General features: G+C 57.2%; 18 protein-coding genes, 1 pseudogene and 2 other annotated features. Of the genes and pseudogenes, 7 read left to right on the top strand and 12 right to left on the bottom strand.

Features of this window, described 5'->3' with window-relative positions:
- Nucleotides 1–233 precede the first annotated feature (233 nt).
- Both H8S45_RS08015 and H8S45_RS08020 read right to left on the bottom strand, forming a co-directional pair.
- Nucleotides 234–896 (bottom strand): formate/nitrite transporter family protein, encoded by a 663-nt coding sequence (locus tag H8S45_RS08015; RefSeq protein WP_147573984.1) that lies wholly within the window; start codon nucleotides 894–896, stop codon nucleotides 234–236.
- Between the two features lie 89 nt (nucleotides 897–985).
- Nucleotides 986–1,612 carry a GNAT family N-acetyltransferase gene (locus H8S45_RS08020; RefSeq protein ID WP_107631693.1) on the bottom strand — a complete coding sequence of 209 codons (627 nt, stop codon included), beginning with the start codon at nucleotides 1,610–1,612 and terminating at the stop codon, nucleotides 986–988.
- An 87-nt stretch (nucleotides 1,613–1,699) separates the two neighbouring features.
- On the opposite strand from H8S45_RS08020, the gene H8S45_RS08025 reads away from it, so the two are divergent.
- The 3 genes from H8S45_RS08025 (at nucleotide 1,700) to H8S45_RS08035 (ending at nucleotide 4,697) form a co-directional block, all read left to right on the top strand.
- Entirely contained in the window at nucleotides 1,700–2,506 is an 807-nt protein-coding gene (locus H8S45_RS08025) for a MerR family transcriptional regulator (RefSeq protein WP_054326387.1), read from the top strand.
- Between the two features lie 264 nt (nucleotides 2,507–2,770).
- Complete coding sequence (locus H8S45_RS08030) at nucleotides 2,771–3,295, top strand: adenine phosphoribosyltransferase (protein WP_054326386.1); 525 nt, start codon at nucleotides 2,771–2,773, stop codon at nucleotides 3,293–3,295.
- A gap of 40 nt (nucleotides 3,296–3,335) precedes the next feature.
- A complete protein-coding gene (locus H8S45_RS08035; RefSeq protein WP_054326385.1) occupies nucleotides 3,336–4,697 on the top strand; it encodes an NCS2 family permease in 1,362 nt (453 codons plus the stop codon).
- Nucleotides 4,698–4,806: 109 nt separating this feature from the next.
- On the opposite strand, the gene H8S45_RS08040 is transcribed toward H8S45_RS08035, so the two are convergent.
- Entirely contained in the window at nucleotides 4,807–6,429 is a 1,623-nt protein-coding gene (locus H8S45_RS08040) for a recombinase family protein (RefSeq protein WP_186949907.1), read from the bottom strand.
- A gap of 426 nt (nucleotides 6,430–6,855) precedes the next feature.
- On the opposite strand from H8S45_RS08040, the pseudogene H8S45_RS08045 reads away from it, so the two are divergent.
- Nucleotides 6,856–7,692: pseudogene (locus H8S45_RS08045) on the top strand (nucleoside recognition domain-containing protein); the annotation flags it as partial.
- Nucleotides 7,693–7,750: 58 nt separating this feature from the next.
- Here the strand turns inward: H8S45_RS08045 and H8S45_RS08050 are convergent.
- Nucleotides 7,751–7,978 (bottom strand): helix-turn-helix transcriptional regulator, encoded by a 228-nt coding sequence (locus H8S45_RS08050; protein ID WP_054326381.1) that lies wholly within the window; start codon nucleotides 7,976–7,978, stop codon nucleotides 7,751–7,753.
- A 255-nt stretch (nucleotides 7,979–8,233) separates the two neighbouring features.
- Here H8S45_RS08050 and H8S45_RS08055 point away from each other — a divergent pair, with 255 nt between their 5' ends.
- Nucleotides 8,234–10,654, top strand: coding sequence for an ATP-dependent helicase (locus H8S45_RS08055; protein ID WP_186949910.1), 2,421 nt, complete (start codon nucleotides 8,234–8,236; stop codon nucleotides 10,652–10,654).
- A gap of 47 nt (nucleotides 10,655–10,701) precedes the next feature.
- Here H8S45_RS08055 and H8S45_RS08060 read toward each other — a convergent pair whose 3' ends face one another.
- Nucleotides 10,702–10,944 (bottom strand): helix-turn-helix domain-containing protein, encoded by a 243-nt coding sequence (locus tag H8S45_RS08060; protein ID WP_082396823.1) that lies wholly within the window; start codon nucleotides 10,942–10,944, stop codon nucleotides 10,702–10,704.
- Between the two features lie 131 nt (nucleotides 10,945–11,075).
- On the opposite strand from H8S45_RS08060, the gene H8S45_RS08065 reads away from it, so the two are divergent.
- On the top strand, nucleotides 11,076–11,615 hold the full coding sequence (locus H8S45_RS08065) for a hypothetical protein (protein ID WP_147573983.1): 540 nt from the start codon (nucleotides 11,076–11,078) through the stop codon (nucleotides 11,613–11,615).
- A gap of 33 nt (nucleotides 11,616–11,648) precedes the next feature.
- On the opposite strand, the gene H8S45_RS08070 is transcribed toward H8S45_RS08065, so the two are convergent.
- The 7 genes from H8S45_RS08070 to H8S45_RS08100 all read right to left on the bottom strand — a co-directional run bounded on the left by H8S45_RS08070 (nucleotide 11,649) and on the right by H8S45_RS08100 (nucleotide 18,320).
- Nucleotides 11,649–12,356: a sigma-70 family RNA polymerase sigma factor gene (locus H8S45_RS08070; RefSeq protein WP_242977925.1), complete on the bottom strand. Its 708-nt coding sequence runs from the start codon at nucleotides 12,354–12,356 to the stop codon at nucleotides 11,649–11,651.
- A complete protein-coding gene (gene spoIIAB, locus H8S45_RS08075) occupies nucleotides 12,353–12,790 on the bottom strand; it encodes an anti-sigma F factor (protein ID WP_054326378.1) in 438 nt (145 codons plus the stop codon). Before spoIIAB ends, H8S45_RS08070 begins: the two co-directional genes overlap by 4 nt.
- A gap of 1 nt (nucleotide 12,791) precedes the next feature.
- Nucleotides 12,792–13,109: an anti-sigma factor antagonist gene (locus H8S45_RS08080; protein ID WP_054326377.1), complete on the bottom strand. Its 318-nt coding sequence runs from the start codon at nucleotides 13,107–13,109 to the stop codon at nucleotides 12,792–12,794.
- 81 nt (nucleotides 13,110–13,190) lie between these two features.
- Complete coding sequence (locus H8S45_RS08085) at nucleotides 13,191–14,498, bottom strand: bifunctional folylpolyglutamate synthase/dihydrofolate synthase (protein WP_054326376.1); 1,308 nt, start codon at nucleotides 14,496–14,498, stop codon at nucleotides 13,191–13,193.
- Complete coding sequence (locus H8S45_RS08090) at nucleotides 14,464–15,159, bottom strand: CatA-like O-acetyltransferase (protein WP_054326375.1); 696 nt, start codon at nucleotides 15,157–15,159, stop codon at nucleotides 14,464–14,466. The genes H8S45_RS08085 and H8S45_RS08090 overlap by 35 nt, the downstream gene beginning before the upstream one ends.
- The gene (locus H8S45_RS08095; RefSeq protein WP_054326374.1) at nucleotides 15,140–15,601 is read right to left on the bottom strand and encodes a hypothetical protein; all 462 of its coding nucleotides are present in this window, start codon (nucleotides 15,599–15,601) and stop codon (nucleotides 15,140–15,142) included. Before H8S45_RS08095 ends, H8S45_RS08090 begins: the two co-directional genes overlap by 20 nt.
- A gap of 97 nt (nucleotides 15,602–15,698) precedes the next feature.
- A complete protein-coding gene (locus H8S45_RS08100; protein WP_054326373.1) occupies nucleotides 15,699–18,320 on the bottom strand; it encodes a valine--tRNA ligase in 2,622 nt (873 codons plus the stop codon).
- A gap of 52 nt (nucleotides 18,321–18,372) precedes the next feature.
- Nucleotides 18,373–18,586 (bottom strand) — a binding site (T-box leader).
- Between the two features lie 142 nt (nucleotides 18,587–18,728).
- Nucleotides 18,729–18,968: a binding site (T-box leader), on the top strand.
- Between the two features lie 66 nt (nucleotides 18,969–19,034).
- Here H8S45_RS08100 and pheS point away from each other — a divergent pair.
- Complete coding sequence (pheS, locus tag H8S45_RS08105; protein ID WP_107631687.1) at nucleotides 19,035–20,054, top strand: phenylalanine--tRNA ligase subunit alpha; 1,020 nt, start codon at nucleotides 19,035–19,037, stop codon at nucleotides 20,052–20,054.
- Nucleotides 20,055–20,099 lie beyond the last annotated feature (45 nt).

The raw sequence follows: 20,099 nt of genomic DNA on the forward strand, positions 1-20,099 counted from the left end.
CTATGCTCTGCAAATTTATGCTGAAAAAGTTTATCTATAACTATCGCGATCAAGGCTTGTACTTTAAGCCTTACTGTGATTATACCTACTTATTCGTCTGATACACGCTCGAAACAATCCGCAATGTCCCGATTCCGTCCTATAAAAACGGCCGGCCTGCTATATAGTATCCTTAAAAGCGCTCCGGCACGGTCCCTGCGTGTCGAAGCGCTTTTTCGTGTTATTATGTGGAGTTATGCCGCGTCCTGCAGCTTCTGTGCGGCGCGGTATCCCTCCGCCACAACGACCGAACCTGCCGAATTACCCAGTACCATGACCGCCATGGACAGCCACGCCTGCCCGCTGTCCCACACGCCGGCCAGCGAATAATAAAACATATTGGCAACACAGTGCTCAAAGCCGGAAAGGATGAACACTGCAACGGCCAAAAATACCGCAGCGTATTTGCCCAGCGCAAGCTCAAAAACGCCAAACCCATTCACGCCAATGTACATCAGCACGCCGCAGAACACCGCTAGGATAAAAACGCTGACCGGCTCGTCCTGCAGCTTTACCGCACTCAACTCAGCCGCGCGTCCAACCAGATTTGCCGCTGCGCGCGTCTGCCGAAGCAGCAGCGCTGTGCCGAATGCGCCCGCAAAATTTCCCGCAAGCGTCAGCAGCAGCTTCGCGGCATAGTCGTGTCCGCCGCGGAACAGATACCCGATCTTGCCGGTATACAGCCACAGCCGCATGGAAACCACAAAAAACAATCCGATGCTGAACAGCGAAGCGCCGACCACCTTGCTGTCCACCGATAAATATACCGTCCCGCCAACCGAGATCATCATGCCGGCCAAAACGCCGGACAGCAGTATCCCCATATACGCCCTTGCACCGCCTGTTTTCTTATCCATATCCGTCGTCCCTTTTCTCTGTTTCGTTTTTTATTCATGCTAACCTTTTCGAAAGCAAATAAATTCAGGTAAAATCAAAATTTATGATTTTATACCGCCATATCATAAAGATAAAATTCCAATTCGCCTTTTTGTCCTTTCATATGGACAAGGTGTTTGTACTGCTGTTGGCGTACCATGCCCTGATGCTCATAAAATCCGAAATTACAGCTTGTATCGGTATAAAGATAGAAATCGCTAATACTCCGGCTTTCCATATAGGCTAATAAACAGCGGAACAGCATTTTCCCGATCCCAAGCCCTCTATATTCGGGGGACAGGGCAAACAGGGCAAGCTCCCCTTTATAGTCTTTGCTGCACTGTCTTAAGAGCCGGTTGTCTATATCGTCCACATTCTTATAGAAATTCAGTATTTCACGCCCCTCTTTAGAAATCAGCAATCCGCATAATGCGGATATTTGGCGCAGGCGATATTTCGGCGGACAGTGATGTTTTTCTATATCCTTTCCCAAAATCAGTCCCACAGGAACACCGTTGACTTCCGCAACTCGCGTATAGGTCTGATTTGTCAAACAGGTTGCAAGATAGACTTTTGCAAGCTTACGAGCTGTCTTTGGGGTTGCAAATCTGTCATAATTCCATGTTTTTCTTATCACATCTTCCAATGCTGGTACATCTTCTTTCTTTAACTCTCTTAATTTTATGTTATTTTCCATATCCGGTCAAACCCCTTTCCTTTTGCTTTCATTTGGCATATACTTATCATAAACTATACAGTAAGTGTAATGTCAACGAGGTAATTTATGGAAAATAAAACCATACGGCTTACAACCGCACAGTTCGCAGAATTACACAATGTCAATAAAAGGACGTTGCATTATTACGATTATATCGGTTTGTTTTCTCCACGCTACAAGGGGGAGAACGGATATCGATATTATGACTATTCACAGAGCATAGATTTTGAATATATCCGTATGCTGAAAGAACTCAATCTGAGCATTGCGGAGATCAAAGCATTTATCCATTCCTTTGACGAACAGAAATTCCTTGAAATTGTTTCTGTCAAGCAACGGGAAATTGATGCGGAAATCCGAAAGCTGAAAGCGGTCAAGTCTGTTCTAAGCCAGAAAAAAGAACATCTTTTACTTTGCCAGCAAATCAGCGATATCCATATAGAAATAGTTTATCTGAAAAAAGAATATCTGTTGACCGTCCCTTATGAATTTGAGGAGGATAACCTTATCAAAGTCTTTACATATGTTCAAAGTATCTGGCCGCCAGAACAGTATCGCTCAGGCGTAGGGAGCTATATCTCTCTATATAAGCTTCAGGAGGGACAATTTGACAAATATGACGGCTTATATACGGTGATAATGGAACATAAAAAGCAAAGCGGTTTTATGATAAGGCCAAAGGGAGCGTATCTGTGCGGCTATCTAAAAGGTGGATGGGACAGACTTCCTGAATTATATAAAAAAATGCTAAATTATGCCAACGAACACAATCTACAGCTTACAGGATATTCCTTTGAGCGCGAGCTTACAGACTATATGATTGCCAACGAAAAAGAATACATGACGCAGGTTCTGATTAAGATTGCAGATTAGACTTGATACATATTATATCAAATCAAAATGTGTCTGACAAACCATACGCTGTGCAACCCCTGCCGCCCAATCTGACATATAAAAATAAAAACGGATATCTTGTCGTATTTCGGCAAATAAAGCTCTTGTAAAGTGCGAAAGATTTGTTACAATTAATTTGTATGCGGCGCGGTCGTGGCATTCGGGCGCGCGTCCGCCGCAGACAGGGGGAAACCAGCCACAAAAACCGCGGGCCGCACCGCCCGCACCAAAGAAGGAGGAAGCATGAGCAAAATAGAACCGTATATCACCAGCATTCCGGATTTTCCCGAACCGGGCGTGATCTTCCGCGACATCACCACCGCCATCGGCAGCGCGGACGGTCTGCAGCTTTCGGTCGACGAGATGGCCGCGCTGCTCGAGGGGGAGCCGTTCGATGTGGTCGCGGGTCTGGAATCCCGCGGCTTCCTGTTCGGTATGCCAATCGCGTACAAACTGCACAAGCCGTTCATCCCCATCCGCAAGGAGGGCAAGCTGCCCCGCGAGACAGTCGGGGCGACCTACAGCCTAGAGTACGGCACCGCCACAATCGAGGTCCATAAGGACGATATCAAGCCCGGCATGCGTGTCGTCCTGATCGACGACCTGATCGCGACCGGCGGCACGCTGGAGGCGGCGGCGCATCTGTTGGAGCAGCTCGGCGCAAAGGTCGTCAAGATCGTCTGCCTGCTGGAGCTGAAGGGCCTGCATGGGCGCGACCGTCTGAAAGACTATCCGCTGGCGACCGTCGTATCCTACGACGGCAAATAAGAAAGGGAAACCAGAGAAAGAAAAGGGGCTGAAAAACAAAATGTTGGAAAGAGTATTCAAGCTGTCCGATAATAAGACCACCGTCCGGACCGAGGTCATGGCCGGCGTCACCACGTTTATGACCATGGCGTATATCCTCGCGGTCAATCCAAGCATTCTCGGTTCGACCGGCATGGACCCGACCGCCGTCCTGCTCGCTACCGCGCTGGCTTCGTTCATCGGCACGGTGTGCATGGCGCTGATGGCCAACCTGCCGTTTGCCCTGTCCGCCGGCATGGGCTTGAACGCTTTTATGGCGTATACGGTCGTTGCCGGTTACGGCTACAGCTGGCAGGTCGCGCTGCTCGCCGTCTTTGTCGAGGGTCTGATCTTTGTCGTCCTCTCGCTGACCAATGTGCGCGAGGCGATCTTCAATGCGATCCCGCTGACGCTCAAACGCGGCGTTTCCGTGGGCATCGGCCTGTTCATCGCCTTTATCGGCCTACAGAACGCGGGGCTGTCCGTGGATTCCTCCACGCTCGTTACCATCACCAGCTTTACGGATAACTTCCATACCGCTGGCATCTGCGCGCTGCTCGCGCTGGTCGGCCTGTTTATCACCGCCGTGCTGTATATCCATCAGGTCAAGGGCGCTATCCTGTTCGGCATCCTGCTGACCTGGATCATTGGCATGGCCTGTCAGGGGGTCGGCCTGTATGTTCCAGACGCGGAAGCGGGCTTCTACTCCCTGTTCCCCGCGTTTGGCATGACCGATTTCACCAAGCTCGGCCTGACGTTCGGCCAGTGCTTCAACGTGGACTTCAGCACGGTCGGCATCATCAATTTTATCGTTGTGATCTTCTCGTTCCTGTTTGTAGATATCTTCGATACCCTGGGTACGCTGATCGGCGTTGCCACCAAGGCGGATATGCTGGATAAGGATGGTAAGCTGCCCCGCATCAAGCCCGCCCTGCTGTCCGACGCAATTGCGACCTCCGCCGGCGCGGTACTCGGCACCTCGACCACGACGACGTTCGTCGAATCCGCCTCCGGCGTTGCGGTCGGCGGCCGTACCGGCCTGACCGCCCTCGTCACCGCCGGCCTGTTCCTGGTATCCACCCTGTTCGCGCCGATTTTCACCGCGATCCCCTCGTTCGCCACCGCGCCCGCGCTCATCATGGTCGGCTTCCTGATGGTTGGCACGGTGACGGAAATCCGCTTCGATCTGGACAACCTGACCGATGCCATTCCGGCTTACCTCGCCATTCTTTCGATGCCGCTGTTCTACAGCATCTCCGAGGGCATCTCCATGGGCATTATCTCCTATGTGCTGCTCAACCTGGCGGCCGGCAAGGGGAAAAAGGTCGCGCCGCTGATGTATGTACTGGCGGTCCTGTTTATCCTCAAATATATTTTCCTCTGATACATTCGGGAAATGGAACGGGCGTCCGGCGTTGAGCCGGACGCCCGTTTTGCGTATCCCCGATTCAATAGAAAGCGGGACGTATCCGATCTTCATCGGCATGCCCCGCTTATTCAATCCATTCCACTTCACAGGGCTCGGGCAGAAAACGGAAAGAGATCGAGAGCTTCTGCCGTTTGGCCCTACCCCTTTCTGTTTTTTCGTATGTACCTTGCCCTACTTCGATCCGCCCGATCAGTTCAAAGAGCAACGGCGGCGTCAACTCGTCGATATCCTTATACTGGCGGATCAGGGCGCGCAGATGCTCCTGCTGCTGCCACAGGCCCGCATCTCCGGCATCCGGCTGCAACGCATCGCGCTGTTTTTGCAGCTGGGCCGTTTTCTGTTCGTATCTTTCGAGCAGCGGATAGAAATTTGTCCCTCCTATCCTGCCCGCTGAACGATCCTCATAAAGCTGTGCGACCAGGCGCTGCATACGGGCCAGTTCCTGATCCAGCCACTCCCGCTCGCGTCCGGCTTCCTGTTCCCGCTCGGCCAACCGCAGGCGGCGGTTCAGGCGTTCAAACAGGTCGTCGCATTCCTTCTCGGACAGACAGGCATACCGGCGCACCGCCTCCAGCACGCAGCGATACAGGCTCTCATACGCGATAAAATGATTAGAGCAGGCCGATGTGCCGTGCAGCTTGTATGCGCCGCAGGCCAGATTCGCGGCCGAACCCTTTTTCCGCGTACCGACCGTGGACATGGCCTTGCCGCAGTCCATACAAAACGCCAGGCCCGAAAAGAGATTTTCAAACGTCCCTTTCCGGCCACAGCGGCGGGACGCGCGCTGGTGCTGTACCGTCTCAAAGGTCTGCACCGAGACCAGCGGCTCATGCCGTTCCGGTACAACGATCCATTCCTCCGGCTGCTTTTCCCGCGTTTTCTTACTCTTGAAGCTGATCTTATCCGTCTTCCCCTGCGCGATACAGCCCAGATAGACCGTATCCCGCAGGATCCGGCTGACACCGCCCGCAGTCCATTCCTTGTGCTTTGAGTAGCAGTCCGGATTCAGCTCAGGATGCGCCTGGCAGCGGTATAATGCGGGCGGCGGTTCCCCGCGCTCACCCAGCCTCCGCGCGATCTCCGCCGGACGGGAGCCCGCCGCCGCCCAAATAAAGATCTGCCGCACGATCTGCGCCGCATACCCGTCCGGAATCAGATGGTTTTTATCCCTGGGGTCTTTTTGATACCCATAGGGTGCGAAATTCCCGACGAATTTCCCTTCCTGCATTTTCGCGCGCAAGGCGCTGCGGATTTTCCGGCTGGTATCGCGCGCATACATCTCATTGACAACATTGCGGAACGGCGCCATATCGGTATCCGCCCGCGCGGTATCGAGCCCGTCATTGACCGCGATCAGACGCACGCCGTGTTCTGGGAACACCAGCTCTATATATCGTCCGATCTGGATATAATCGCGCCCCAAGCGGGACAGGTCCTTGACCAGCACGATGTCGAACCGGTGCTGCTCCATATCGCGCAGCATGTCCTGAAAGCGAGGGCGGTCGAAGTTCGTCCCCGGCCACCCGTCGTCTACATACTCGTCCGCCATAGAGAAGCCTTGCCGTGCGGCATACTCCCGCAGCAGGGCACGCTGGTTATGGATGCTCTCGCTCTCACCCCGGTTGGCGTCATCGCGGCTCAGCCGCAGATATAGTACCGCCCGGTTGGCGGCAATACGATCATGCAAGCGAGCCTCCTCCCTTCGTTTTCCGCCTGCGAACGGTCACGACCGCTTATGTAGCTGTTTTCTCCATTTCAAATTGTGCGGCGATCACGTTCTCCAGCAACTCCAGTAAGGTACTGCTGTGCTGTGCCGGACGCGCTTTGGGCTTGGAGTCAGTCATGCGCATACCTCCTTTTTGCATCCTTTTACTCGTACAGGTTCTTACATATCTATAATATGTATATAACACCTTCCTGATTACGGTTTTCCGCGGCAAACACAGCATTTCCCGCACTTTCTCCGCCTCTTTGCCCCAAAATAACGCTCGATGCCGTGCATGCTGGCGCTTGAGCTTGTGGCGGACTGCCTTTTTCCTGCCGGAGTGAGTCAAGCTCCTCCTTTTCACTATATAAAAAAACGAACAAAAAGTTCGCATCCACTTTTTCCCCAAGCATGTGCATGGGGTTTGGATGCAACGCCTGCGGTGTTGTCGGCTGCCGCATCATCGACTCCCCGCGCGAGCGTCTGATCGCCATGCTCACCAACTCGTTCGCCCCCTGCAACGGGCGCTTCCCGCTGCTGATCTTCCTCTGCTCGGTCTTTTTTGCCGGCAGCGCCGCCGGCGGCTCCCTGCTGCTGACCACGGTCATCGCAGGCAGCGTGCTGCTCACGCTCGCCGCCTCCCGCCTGCTCTCCGCGACGATACTGAAAGGGGTGCCCTCCTCCTTCACCCTCGAGCTGCCCCCCTACCGTGCGCCGCAGATCGGCAGGGTCATCCTGCGCAGTATATTCGACCGCACCCTGTTCGTCCTGGGTCGGGCGGCAGCGGTCGCCGCGCCCGCTGGGCTGGTGATCTGGCTGCTCGCCAATATCACGGTCGGCGGCATTCCGGTTTTCAGCCATCTGACTGCTTTCCTCGACCCCTTTGCGCGGCTGCTCGGCCTGGATGGAGTCATCCTGCTGGCTTTCGTGCTGGGCTTCCCCGCCAACGAGCTGGTCATGCCGCTGATCGTGATGGGCTATCTGGCAACCGGTACGCTTGCGGACATCGCAGACCTTGCCTCGTTCCATACCCTGTTGCTCGCCAACGGCTGGACGCTGACAACCGCGCTCTGCACGCTGTTCTTTGCCGTTGCACACTGGCCTTGCTCCACCACCTGCCTGACGATCTGGAAGGAATGCCGCAGCGTCAAATGGACGCTTGCCGCCATCGCCCTGCCCACAGTTTTCGGCTGTGCGCTGTGCTTTATCGTGCATACCGCGAGCCTTTTGCTGGGCTTTGCCTGAAAAAAACCGCCCTGTCCAGGGCGGTTTTTTTATCGGCGTTTTGGTCCGCGCCAGCATATCAATCGCGGAATTCCAGCAGCTTATACGCAGGGAGCTCCAGCGCGTCCGCGATATCGAACAGGGTATCCATTGACGCACCTGCTGTCGCGCCCTCGATTTTCGCGATCGTGGACCGGTCCACATCGATTACCTCCGCCAGTCCTTCCTGCGTGAAATGCCGGTCCTTCCGGTAGTATGCGACATTAAGCCCGAGCTTCCTGTATTTATCGGAATGCCTGAAATCCATTCTTATCACCTCATGGTAATAAGTCTACCCATGTAATGCCCCGATAAAAATATCATGCTATTCTACTTTTGTGCGTTTACACTCACCATTTGTTGAGTTAAACTCCACAAATGCCTATTTTTATTCCACAAAAATACAAGAAAGGAGATTTTATCATCCTGCGGCACTCCCGCAGGGTCGGAACGGGAACATTTGTTTTCCCTCTGTTTTTATGCTATACTGGTTTTGTATCTCCATCATGAAACGAGGAAACCTATGGAACCGACCAAATTCGACCTGAAGTACGCGTCCATACGGCGCGCCATTATAGAGCAGCGCTTTTCTTCCCTGAACGAAAAGCAGCGCGAGGCGGTATTTGCCACCGAGGGGCCGCTGCTTATCCTTGCGGGCGCGGGTAGCGGCAAAACCACCGTGCTCATCAACCGCATCATCAATATCCTGCGCTTTGGCGAGGGGCTGGACAGCTCCTATGCGCCTGCAGGCGCCACCGAGGAGGACCTGCTGTTCCTCACCGAATACCTGACCGCCCCCCAGCCGGAAAATCGGGAACACGCGGAGCGGCTGTGCGCCATGCATCCGGCAAAGCCGTGGGAGGTCATCGCGATCACGTTCACCAACAAGGCCGCGCGCGAGCTGCACGAGCGCCTGCAGGCCGCGCTGGGAGATGAAGAATCCGCCTCCGCCGTCTGGGCCTATACGTTCCATACCGCCTGCCTGCGCATCCTGCGGCGCCATGTCGACCTGCTCGGCTTTGAGACCGCTTTCACCATCTATGACGAGGACGATAAAAAGCGCGTCGTCACGAACGTGATGAAATCGCTCAACCTGGATACCAAAACGTTCGACCCGCGCACCGTCATGAGTATGATCAGCCGCGCCAAGGACAAGCTGATGACCCCTAGGCAGTTCCGCGCGGACGGGGCGGGCGACTACTTCCGCGAAAAGGTCGCGGAGGTGTACCAGCTTTACGAAAAAGAAATGAAAAAGGCCTGTGCGCTTGATTTCGACGACATTATCATGAAAACCGTCCTCCTGCTGCAGAGCAATCCGGATGTGCTGGAATACTACCAGCGCAAATTCCGCTATGTGCTGGTGGACGAGTATCAGGACACCAACTACGCCCAGTATGTGCTGACCAGCCTGCTGGCGGGCTATTACGAGAACATCTGCGTTGTCGGGGACGACGACCAATCCATTTACAAATTCCGGGGAGCCACCATTACCAATATTCTCGAATTTGAAAAGCAGTTCAAGGACGCGAAAACCATCCGTCTGGAACAGAACTACCGTTCGACCGGCAATATCCTGAACGCCGCCAACGAGGTCATCCGCAACAATGTCGGCCGCAAGGGCAAGGAGCTGTGGACCGACCACGGCGACGGCGCCAAGATCCACCTGCACCGCTCGGACAGCCAGGAGGGCGAGGCCGCCTACATCGCGGATACCATCCGCGAGGGAGTGGAGCAGGGACTTCGCTGGGGTGATTTCGCGGTGCTTTACCGCAACAACGTCCTGTCGGACAATATCGCGGCCGCGTTCATCCGCGCGGGCATCCCCTACCGTGTGTACAAGGGACGCGACTTCTTCTCGCGCGCCGAGGTGCGCGATATGTTCGCTTACCTGTGGGTGCTGGAAAATCCGGCGGACGAGCTGCGCCTGCGCCGCATCATCAATGTACCCGCGCGCAAGATCGGCGACAAATCGGTTGAAACGGCGGCACAGCTCGCTGTGGAAAACGGCGTGACGCTGTACGAAACGGTGTGCCACGCGTCGGACTATCCCGCCCTGTCCCGCGGCGCGGCGGCAATGGAAAAATTCGGCGAAATGATGGAAAACCTGCGGAAGCAGAAGGAGTTCCTCTCCCTTTCCGAGCTGTACGACGGGCTGCTCGACCAGACCGGCTATCTCGCCGCGTTGGAAGCCAGGGGCGGCGCGGAGGAGCAGAGCCGTATCGAGCATATCGAAGAGCTTAAATCCTACATCGTCAGCTATGAAAACGACCATGACGACGCTTCTCTTGCGGGCTTCCTTGAGGAAATGGCGCTGTACACAGACGCCGACCAGTCCGGCGAGGAGGAGGACGCGGTCCTGATGATGACCATGCACTCGGCCAAGGGGCTGGAATTTCCGGTCGTATTCCTCGCGGGCATGGAGGACGGCCTGTTTCCCGGCTTCCGCGCGATGGAGCGCGACGAGGATATGGAGGAGGAGCGCCGCCTGTGCTACGTTGCGGTGACGCGCGCCAAGGAGCAGTTGTACCTGACTTGTGCCGAACGGCGCATGCTGTACGGCCGCACTCAATACGCGCATCCCTCCCGCTTTATCGACGAGATGCCGCGCGAGCTGCTCGACAGCAACATTGTGGAGCGCCGCATGTTCCAGCAGGTCACCCAGCCCGCCCCCGGGCTGTCCCGCGCGCAGGTCGCGCGGGCGCGTTATGTTTCCCCTGCCGCGGCCGCCCCCTCCTTTGCCGCTCCCGCGGCACAGCCGGCCGGTTCCCCCCTGCCCGATTTCTCCGCCGGCTGCCGCGTACGCCACAAGGCATTCGGCGATGGGATGGTCGTTTCGGTCAAGCCCATGGGCGGCGACGCGCTGCTCGAAATCGCCTTCGACCAGAAAGGCACCAAGCGGTTAATGGCAAAATCGGCCGCGCAATTTATGGAAAAACTGATATAAGGCTGGAAAAAGAGGACGGACGCGATGCGCCCGCCCTCTTTCTTTTACTAAAATTCAATAAAGTCAAATGCCACGTTCCTTTCGATCACCTGTATCAATTCGTGTGGCTCCATATCCAATGCAAATGCTATTTTAAAAATCGTATCAAGCGTCGGACTGCGCAACCCCCTCTCAATCTTACTGTAGTGCGTGCGGTCAAGAGCAGCCAAACCGCTCAGTTGTTCCTGCGTCAACCCTTTTTTCCGCCGCAGCCCCTGTATTGTTTTACCAACAGCCTTGGTATCCAGCATGAATGTACCCTCCTACTGTTTTCCATAATAGCAAGAGCTCATTTTGTTTTTGGGGTCAATTGACCTCAACCAGAAACTGTGATATAGTTTAGGTAGTAATCCAAAATCAAAACACAGAAAGGGCGAAAAAGATGAAAAAAGTATTATCACTGTTATTCTCGGGTGTCATAACGTTTTCCCTGTGTGCATGTGGACAGGGGAACTCCAGCGGTTCCCCCACAGACGAGGATCTAAACAATGCGGCTGGCAACCTCTATCTGGCTGAGGTGGCGATCGATTCTGCCGCATCACTTCTACTGGAGAACTGGACGACAACAGGAAGTGTCATGAACTGTTATTTTGATGAAAGCGCATACGAAGAGTTAAATAGCGGTTCTCTCAAAGACCGCGCCCAAAGCGTCCATGATTTCCGCAGCTACGCCAAAGATGTTATGGACGATGCCAAAACACTGCTTGGCACAGAAGGCACCGGCGACTTTTATGATGCAGCAAAAAACTACTATCTAGCTGTCAACGATTATTACAGCCTGATCTCTGCTTATCCCAGCGGCTACTCCAGGCTGACCTACTCCAGCGCCATTTCCGAAAAGAAGGGTGAATGCCAATCCGCTTTCAACGAACTGACCTTTTACACATCTGCGGATTCTGTGGAAGCAACTGAATCAGAATAACCCAAGCGGGCTGTCCCTCAACGGACAGCCCGCCTATTCCATCAGCTTTTCCCGCAGCGCCTGGATCGCCCGTTTTTCAATCCGCGACACCTGCACCTGCGATACTCCGATGATCCTGGACACCTGCTGCTGTGTCAGGTCGCGCGAGAAACGCAGCGCCAGCACCTGCCGGTCGCGATCCGGCAGCGTCCTCAGCGCCTCGCCCAAGGACAAATACAGGCAGGCACGCTCCTCCATGCCCTCGTCGCCTACAATATCGCCCAGCCGCCCGCCGCCGGATAGCTCGCGTTCAAAGGAGTCCACGGCTACGTCCGCCTGCTCGCATGCAGCAACCTCTTCCACGGTCAGACCGGCGGCTTCCGCCAGCTCGGACACGGTTGGCGAACGACCGGTTCTGCTTTCCAGCTCGCTTTGGATGCGCCGCACCCGCACCGACCGCTCCTTGACCGACCTGCTGACCTTGACCGCGCCGTCGTCCCGCAGGAAGCGTCGGATCTCGCCCGCGATCTTGGGTACCGCATAGGTGGAAAATTCGTTGCCCAGCGCTGGGTCAAAGCCGCGAACCGCCTTGATAAAGCCCACGCAGGCGAGCTGGTACAGATCGTCCGGTTCGGCGCCGCGCCCATAGTAACGCCGCGCGATCGACCAAATCAACCCGCTGTTTTCCTCGATCAGCCGAGCTTCCGCGCCGCGGTCGCCCGCGGCGGCCTGTTCCAGCAGGCCGCGCATGCTGGTCGTCACGCGCCGCGCTCCTTAAGTACCTTGACCATGGTCACCATCGTCCCCTTGCCGGGCGTGGAGCGCACGCGCAGCTTATCCGTAAAGGTTTCCATGATGGTGAAGCCCATGCCGCTGCGCGTATCGTCGCCGGTCGTGAACATGGGCTGGCGCGCCTGCTCGACGTTCTCTATGCCGCGGCCGGCGTCCTTTACCTTTAGCTCCAGCACCCGCCCTTCCAGCAGGCGCACCGCGACCGTGATAAAGCCGGCCTTATCCGCGTAGCCGTGTACGATCGCGTTTGTGACCGCCTCGCTCACCACGGTTTTGATATCGCCCAGCTCCTCCATCGTGGGATCGAGCTGCGCCACGAACGCGCCTACCGACTGCCGCGCGAACGCCTCATTGACCGAGCGGCTTTCAAATTTCAGGCTCATTTTGTTAACGACAGCGCGCATCTTATTCCCCCCTCTCAAAAATCATAACCTGCGGCAGTCCCGCGGCCTCGAACACGCGCATGGGCTGCGGCGGCGCGCCCCGCACGATAAATTCATAGCCGCTGCGCGCGCAGGTACGGTGCAGGTGCAGCACGACCGCCAATCCCGAACTGTCCATGAACGTCAGTCCGGACAGGTTGAGGATCAGCTTTTCGCAGGGGTAAAGCACAAGCAGGTCCTCCGCCTGCTCGATAGCCGCACGCGCCGCATGGTGGTCCAGCTCGCCGGAAAGCGAGATCATCAGCGTACCGTCCCGCTCGGCCTGTGTGATATGCAGCATATATATTCACCTCGTTTGTTCTCCCAAAAAGAAAAAGGCCTGTACCCTTGTACAAGCCTTATATTACCAATATTTAACTGTTTATTCTGCCGTTTTTTGTCGCGTCCGCAGGATTTTTTCGGCCTCTCCAACCAGAAACAGCGAGCCGCACACCAGAATGCAGTCCTCCTGCGAGGCATTCCCCAGCGCCGCGGCCAGCGCACGCTCTACCGTATGGCAGTCATATACCTCGGCGCAGCCCTGCTCCGCCAGCGCGGCAACCGTCTGTTCGTTCAGGGAACGGTCCTCCGTATCCGGCGCGCAGGCATAGAACACGTCCGCGCGCCGCGCCATCCGCCGGACGCAGACCTCGTACTCCTTATCCCGCACCATGCCCATGACCACATGCAGGCGGCGCATTTTGAGAAGCTCGTCCACCGTGCGGCAGAGCGCCTCTATCCCCGCCTCATTGTGCGCCCCGTCGAGCAGGACGAGCGGCTGGTCCACCACGCGCTCCAGGCGGCCCTGCATGCGCGCCCGCGCCAGGCCGCGCACCGCGGCCTCCACCGGTATCTCCCAGCCGCGCAACCGCAGAGCGTCCACAGTGCGCAGCGCGGTCATCGCGTTCTGTAGTTGGTGGCGGCCGGGCATGGCGACAGTGTATCCCTGCCCCCGGCAGACAAAGGCCGAACCGTCGATACCGCAGCGCAGCAGGCGGCATTCGCGCTCTCCCTCATACCACACCGCACCCAGCGCTTCGCACGCATGGTGGATCACGACCTGCGCTTCCTCCGGCTGGCCGTCTGCGCACACCACAGCGGATGCCGGCTTGATGATCGCGGCCTTTTCCCCCGCGATCTCGGCCACCGTATCGCCCAGCACCGCCATGTGGTCGCGTGAAATCGGGGTGATGACGCTGACCTCGGTCGTCCGCACCACATTGGTTGCGTCGCACCGGCCGCCCAGCCCGGTTTCCAGCACCACAATGTCGCAGCCCTGTTCCGCGAAATACCGGAACCCCAGTGCGGTGGTGAACTCAAATTCGCCGATCGTTTCCCCAGCCGGCAGGGACAGGCCTTTCGCCGCAGCCGCCACCTCTCCGGACAGCCGTGTGAGATCGCCGTCCGATATCAGCGCGCCGTTTACGCGGATGCGCTCATGGAACTGCACCAGATATGGCGAAGTATACAGCCCCACCCGATAGCCCGCAGCCTGCAGGATCGACGCCGTCATGCACGCGGTCGAGCCCTTGCCGTTCGTACCTGCGATATGGACGAAGCGCAGCCCGTCCTGCGGGTCCCCCAGCGCCGCGCACAGCGCGCGGATGCGGTGCAGCCCCGGCCTGCCGGTAAAGCGGCCGAGGGCGTGGATGTAGTCAATTGCTGTTTTGGGCGTTCCGCTCTGCATCATAACCGTACTGTTTCCCATCCTTTCCGTTTTCCGCTACCATTCGGATCTGTTTGTCCAGCTCCCTGTAAAACGCGGCGATATGTATTCCGTCCACCAATGCATGATGGCACAGCAGAGAAACCGGCAGCAGGGTCCTCTGCTCCCGTGTGAAATATCTGCCCCATGTGATGCGCGGATTGCTGTCCGCAGGCTGCGGCACCGGCTGCACCAACGCGGTGTAAGTCAGCCACGGCAGCGTAGATACAAAAAAGCACGCCTCCGCATCCTCTTCGCTCTCGCCCAGCGAGCGGGCGGTGGCCGCCCGCTCCTGCACTCGCGCCGCATAGGACAGGAAGTCCCCAAAAGCCATCCCGCTGTCCAGTGTACAGTAGCAGTATGTGCCATCTTCCAGCGCAACAGTATGCGATGTCATACACCTGTCAAATTCGATGATCTTGTCCCCACGAATCCGCTGGCGCAGCTGCGGCACCGCGTTTGCCGCACGGGCCGCACAATAGCAGACCGTTAGGAAAAACGGTATCCTCTCTCGCTCCATCCGTTGCATCAGCAATGTAATATCCACCTCCGCCGTCAAGCCTACATAGGGATAGGCAAGGCCGCGGAAATACGCAAAATGCTGGATGCGCGGATAGTTCTCCATATCAATCCATCGGTAGCCCAATCGTTTCCGCCTCCTCTCTGTGAATACGCGCTGTCCACGAGGATATGCGCCTGCCGTTTCGGAACGACACCCCAACGTTTTCATACGTCTGCCCGTCGAGCTGGCGCAGCGTTTCCGTACCGCTGTATCCGTCCTCCGTGGAGCGGTATATTGATACGATGCACGGGCCGACGATCTCAAATGTGCCGCGCAGCGTCCCCAGCGCGGGGTTGTACGATTCCCAACAAAGCGTGTCTGGCGTTTCCGTACGCGCGATGCGGTAGCTGTTGGAAAACTGAACCGGCGGGTCGGACCGCACGGTGAGCGTGCCTGCCAGCGTCCATTCGGATGCCGTGCGCCGCACCTGCACCTCTCCCATTAACAGGAACGACCGCCCCTCCGCATCATAGTAGGTGCCGCTGGCCCTCCATACTGTTGTTTGGAAAAAATAAGTATGCTCCATGCCTTTGTCTCCGGACTCCGTTTTATTCAGTATTATAACACACTTTTACAAAAAGAAAAGGAGGAAGCGCGGCTTCCTCCTTTTTCCTCTGTTCGTTTTATCCCAGCGCGGCGATAGACTCCTCGAGCTTGGCGAGGTGCTCGCGCAGCTTTTCCGCCTTCTCCCGCTCGACCGCGACGATCTTTTCCGGCGCCTTTTGGGTAAAGCTCGGATTATCCAGCTTTTTCATCACAAACGCGATGTCATCCTCGACCTTGGCCTTCTCCTTTTCGAGGCGCGTGCGCTCGGCGGCGAAGTCGATCAGGTCACCCATCGGCATATAGAGCTGCGCGTCGCCCGTGACGACACTTGCCATTTTGGCCGCGTCCGCGGGTACTGCGTCCACCAGCTCGATCGCGGAGGCATAGGCCAGCTTGGGGAAGAAGCCCGCACCGGCGGCGAAGGTATCGCGCTTCTCGGTCAGGATCAGCACCTTGGCCTTTTTGGAGGGCGGCACGTTCATCTCGCTGCGGCGGTTGCGGATCGCGCGCACCGCGTCCATCAGGGTCTCCATCTGCGCTTCCTCTTCCGCAAAGCGCAATGTTTCGTCATACTGCGGCCATTGAGACACCATCACCGACGGCCCCTCGTGCGGCAGCGCCTGCCAGATGGTTTCGGTGATGAACGGCATGAACGGATGCAACAGCTGCATCGCGCCCGACAACACATAGCATAGCACCTGCTGCACTTTCTCGTCGCCCGCCTGCAAGCGGGTCTTGGCGATCTCAATATACCAGTCGCAGAAGTTATCCCAGATGAAGTCGTTCAGCTTCGCGGCGGCCAGGCCCAACTCATACTGGTCGATGTTGCGGGTGACCTCGGCCACCAGCGTGTTATATTTGGAGACGATCCACTTGTCCTCAAGCGCGAGGTCGGCGGGCAGCGACGCCGCCTTGTCCCTGCCAATCGTCAGGTTCATCTGGATGAAGCGGGACGCATTCCAGATCTTGTTGCAGAAGTTGCGGCTCGCCTCGACGCGCTCGGTCGAGAAGCGCATGTCATTGCCGGGGCTGTTGCCGGTCGCGAGCGTGAAGCGCAGCGCGTCCGCGCCATACTGGTCGATGACCTCCAGCGGGTCGATGCCATTACCGAGCGATTTGGACATCTTGCGGCCCTGCGCATCGCGCACCAGACCGTGGATATACACGGTCTCGAACGGCGTCTCGCCCATATGCTCGACGCCCGAAAAGATCATGCGCGCCACCCAGAAGAAGATGATATCGTACCCCGTGACCAGCGTGGAAGTCGGGTAGAAGTAGTCAAGCTCCGGCGTTTTTTCCGGCCAGCCGAGCGTGGAGAACGGCCACAGCGCGGACGAGAACCAGGTATCCAGCACGTCCTCCTCCTGGCGGACGTTTTTGCTGCCGCACTTCGGGCAGACGTGGACGTCTTCCTTGGAGACGGTCATTTCGCCGCAGTCGTCGCAGTAAAACGCCGGAATGCGGTGGCCCCACCAGAGCTGACGCGAGATGCACCAGTCATGCACGTTCTCCATCCAGCGCAGGTAGGTCTTGGCGAAGCGGTCCGGCACGAACCTGGTCTTGCCCTCGTGTACCACGTCCATTGCGGGCTTCGCCAGCGGCGCCATCTTGACGAACCACTGCGCGGAGGTCATCGGCTCAACGGTCGTGCCGCAGCGGTAGCAGGTGCCGACGTTGTGCTCGTGGTCCTCGGTTTTGACAAGGTAGCCGCCCTCCTCGAGGTCACGGATAACCGCCTTGCGGCATTCGTAGCGGTCCATCCCCTCGTACTTGCCGCCGTTTTCGTTGACGGTCGCATCCTCGTTGAACACGAGGATCTGCTCAAGGTTGTGGCGCTGGCCCATCTCGAAGTCGTTCGGGTCATGGCATGGCGTGACCTTGACGCAGCCCGTGCCGAATTCCATATCGACGTACTCATCGCCGAAGATCGGGATCTCACGGTTCATGATTGGCAGGATGCAGGTCTTGCCGATCAGATGCTGATAGCGCTCGTCGTTCGGGTTGACGGCCACGCCGGTGTCGCCCATAAAGGTTTCCGGACGGGTGGTGGCGACCACCAGGTCGCCTGAGCCGTCCGCCAGCGGGTAACGGATGTGCCACAGCTTGCCCGGCTGGGTTTCGTACTCAACCTCGGCGTCCGAAAGCGCGGTCGCACAGTGCGGACACCAGTTGATAATGCGGTGTCCCTTGTAGATCAGGCCCTTATCATACAGGTTGACGAACACCTCGCGCACGGCCTTGGAGCAGCCCTCGTCCATGGTGAAGCGCTCGCGTTCCCAGTCGCAGGAGGAGCCGAGCTTTTTGAGCTGGCTGATGATGCGGTTGCCGTACTGGTGCTTCCAGTCCCACACGCGCTCGAGGAACTTCTCGCGGCCAAGGTCATAGCGGGTCTTGCCCTCCTCCTTGCGGAGCGTCTCCTCCACCTTGATCTGGGTGGCGATGCCCGCGTGGTCGGTGCCGGGCATCCACAGCGCCTCATAGCCCTGCATACGCTTGGTGCGGATGAGAATGTCCTGCAGCGTTTCATCGAACGCATGGCCCATGTGGAGCTGGCCGGTCACGTTCGGAGGCGGGATAACGATGGTGTAGGGTTTCTTGTCCGGATTGACCTCGGCGTGGAAAAAGCCGGAATCGTTCCAGAAGCTGTACAGCTTGTCCTCGACCGATTTCGGGTCGTAGGTCTTTGGCAGTTCGCTCATTGGTCTGTCTCCTTTTCGGTTTGATTGCGGAAAACAAAAAGGCACGCTGTCCGTACAGGACGAAGCGTGCTCCGTGGTACCACCTGAATTCGCGGCAATGCCGCCGCGCACTCGTTTGCCCGTAACGTGGGCGGGACGGGACAGCCTACTGGCATTCGGCCTCCTGCTCCAAAGCGACTTTCTTCCCTCCGCCCAAGGGCTTGCACCGACCGCCCTCTCTCTGCAGCGCGCGAAGCGGGAATACTCCTCTTTTTCATCGCATTTTGCATATCAACTTTAACAGTATATCCAAAAACCACAGATTTGTCAAGCGGCGCGGCACCCCCTCTTTCCTGCCTGTCAAAAAAAACATGCCTTCCACTTGCAATCCCCCGAAAGATGTGGTTTAATATTACTGTCTATGAATACCAAACTGCGATGAACAGGGAAAGTAACGCCATCCCCCTCTTTTCAGAGAAGGCGGCCTTTGGCTGCAAGCCGCCCAAAGAGACATGACGCGAAGTTCCCCTGCGAGCACCGGCGCTGAACGGCTTTTCCAGTAGGCGCAGGCGGGTTGACGCCCCGTTACCGGCGTTCAATGAGCGCCCGGCTCCGGCTGGGAATCAGGGTGGTACCACGGAAGCTGCTTTTATGCCTTTCGTCCCTAATTCATGGGACGAAAGGCTTTTATTTTGTCCCAAACGCTGATTTTTCATATAAAAAGGAGAGGCAACCATGAAAGAAAAGCTGCAAGGCATCCTGCAGGCCGCAAAGGAACAGCTTGCCGCCGCCGCGGACCCGCGCGCGCTTGACGAAGCGCGCGTCAAGTTCCTTGGCAAAAAAGGAGAGCTGACCGCGCTCCTCAAGGGCATGAAGGACGTTGCCGCAGAGGAACGCCCGGCCGTAGGCCAGCTCATCAACGACGTGCGCGCCGAGATCGAAACCATAATCGAAAAGCAGAAGCTGGTCATTGAGCAGGCCGCGCTCGCGCACAAGCTGGAGGCCGAAACAATCGACGTGACCCTGCCGGGCGAGGAGGTCGTGATCGGCAAAAAGCATCCGCTCAACATCGTGCTGGATGAGTTCAAGGAAATTTTCCTCGGCCTGGGCTTCTCGATCGCAGAAGGTCCGGAGGTCGAGCTTGACCACTACAATTTCGAAGCACTCAACATCCCCAAGGACCATCCTGCGCGCGACACGCAGGACACCTTCTATATCTCGGACAACGTGGTGCTGCGCACGCAGACCTCCCCGATGCAGGTGCGCACGATGGAGAAGAAAAAGCCGCCCATCCGCATCATCGCGCCCGGCCGTGTGTACCGCTCGGATGCGGTGGACGCGACCCACTCCCCGCTGTTCCACCAGATCGAGGGGCTGGTCGTCGATAAGGGCATCCGCATGTCGGACCTCAAGGGTATCCTCGAGCTGTTCGCCAAAAAGCTGTACGGCGAGGACACGGTCGTCCGTTTCCGCCCGCACCACTTCCCGTTCACCGAGCCGTCGGCGGAAATGGACATCCAGTGCTACCGCTGCCACGGCGAAGGCTGCCCGCTCTGCAAAGGCGAGGGCTGGATCGAGATCCTCGGCTGCGGCATGGTACACCCCAAGGTACTTGAGATGAGCGGTATCGATCCGGAGGAATACTCAGGCTACGCGTTCGGCATCGGCCTGGAGCGCATGGTCATGGGCCGCTTCAAGATCGACGACATCCGCCTGTTCTATGAAAACGACGTGCGGTTTTTGGAACAATTTTAACGCGCTCGCGTGCTTATAAGGGACTTCACAAGTCCCTTATATACG

Origin of the sequence: Agathobaculum faecis (genome assembly GCF_014287995.1) — a bacterium.
Taxonomy (GTDB): Bacteria; Bacillota; Clostridia; order Oscillospirales; family Butyricicoccaceae; genus Agathobaculum; species Agathobaculum ammoniilyticum.

Bases quoted from the DNA above. Each gene is read 5' to 3' on its own strand.
- H8S45_RS08015 (WP_147573984.1), bottom strand. From the start codon at position 896: ATGGATAAGAAAACAGGCGGTGCAAGGGCGTATATGGGGATACTGCTG.
- H8S45_RS08020 (WP_107631693.1), bottom strand. From the start codon at position 1,612: ATGGAAAATAACATAAAATTAAGAGAGTTAAAGAAAGAAGATGTACCA.
- H8S45_RS08025 (WP_054326387.1), top strand. From the start codon at position 1,700: ATGGAAAATAAAACCATACGGCTTACAACCGCACAGTTCGCAGAATTA.
- H8S45_RS08030 (WP_054326386.1), top strand. From the start codon at position 2,771: ATGAGCAAAATAGAACCGTATATCACCAGCATTCCGGATTTTCCCGAA.
- H8S45_RS08035 (WP_054326385.1), top strand. From the start codon at position 3,336: ATGTTGGAAAGAGTATTCAAGCTGTCCGATAATAAGACCACCGTCCGG.
- H8S45_RS08050 (WP_054326381.1), bottom strand. From the start codon at position 7,978: ATGGATTTCAGGCATTCCGATAAATACAGGAAGCTCGGGCTTAATGTC.
- H8S45_RS08055 (WP_186949910.1), top strand. From the start codon at position 8,234: ATGGAACCGACCAAATTCGACCTGAAGTACGCGTCCATACGGCGCGCC.
- H8S45_RS08060 (WP_082396823.1), bottom strand. From the start codon at position 10,944: ATGCTGGATACCAAGGCTGTTGGTAAAACAATACAGGGGCTGCGGCGG.
- H8S45_RS08065 (WP_147573983.1), top strand. From the start codon at position 11,076: ATGAAAAAAGTATTATCACTGTTATTCTCGGGTGTCATAACGTTTTCC.
- spoIIAB (WP_054326378.1), bottom strand. From the start codon at position 12,790: ATGCGCGCTGTCGTTAACAAAATGAGCCTGAAATTTGAAAGCCGCTCG.
- H8S45_RS08080 (WP_054326377.1), bottom strand. From the start codon at position 13,109: ATGCTGCATATCACACAGGCCGAGCGGGACGGTACGCTGATGATCTCG.
- H8S45_RS08085 (WP_054326376.1), bottom strand. From the start codon at position 14,498: ATGATGCAGAGCGGAACGCCCAAAACAGCAATTGACTACATCCACGCC.
- H8S45_RS08095 (WP_054326374.1), bottom strand. From the start codon at position 15,601: ATGGAGCATACTTATTTTTTCCAAACAACAGTATGGAGGGCCAGCGGC.
- H8S45_RS08100 (WP_054326373.1), bottom strand. From the start codon at position 18,320: ATGAGCGAACTGCCAAAGACCTACGACCCGAAATCGGTCGAGGACAAG.
- pheS (WP_107631687.1), top strand. From the start codon at position 19,035: ATGAAAGAAAAGCTGCAAGGCATCCTGCAGGCCGCAAAGGAACAGCTT.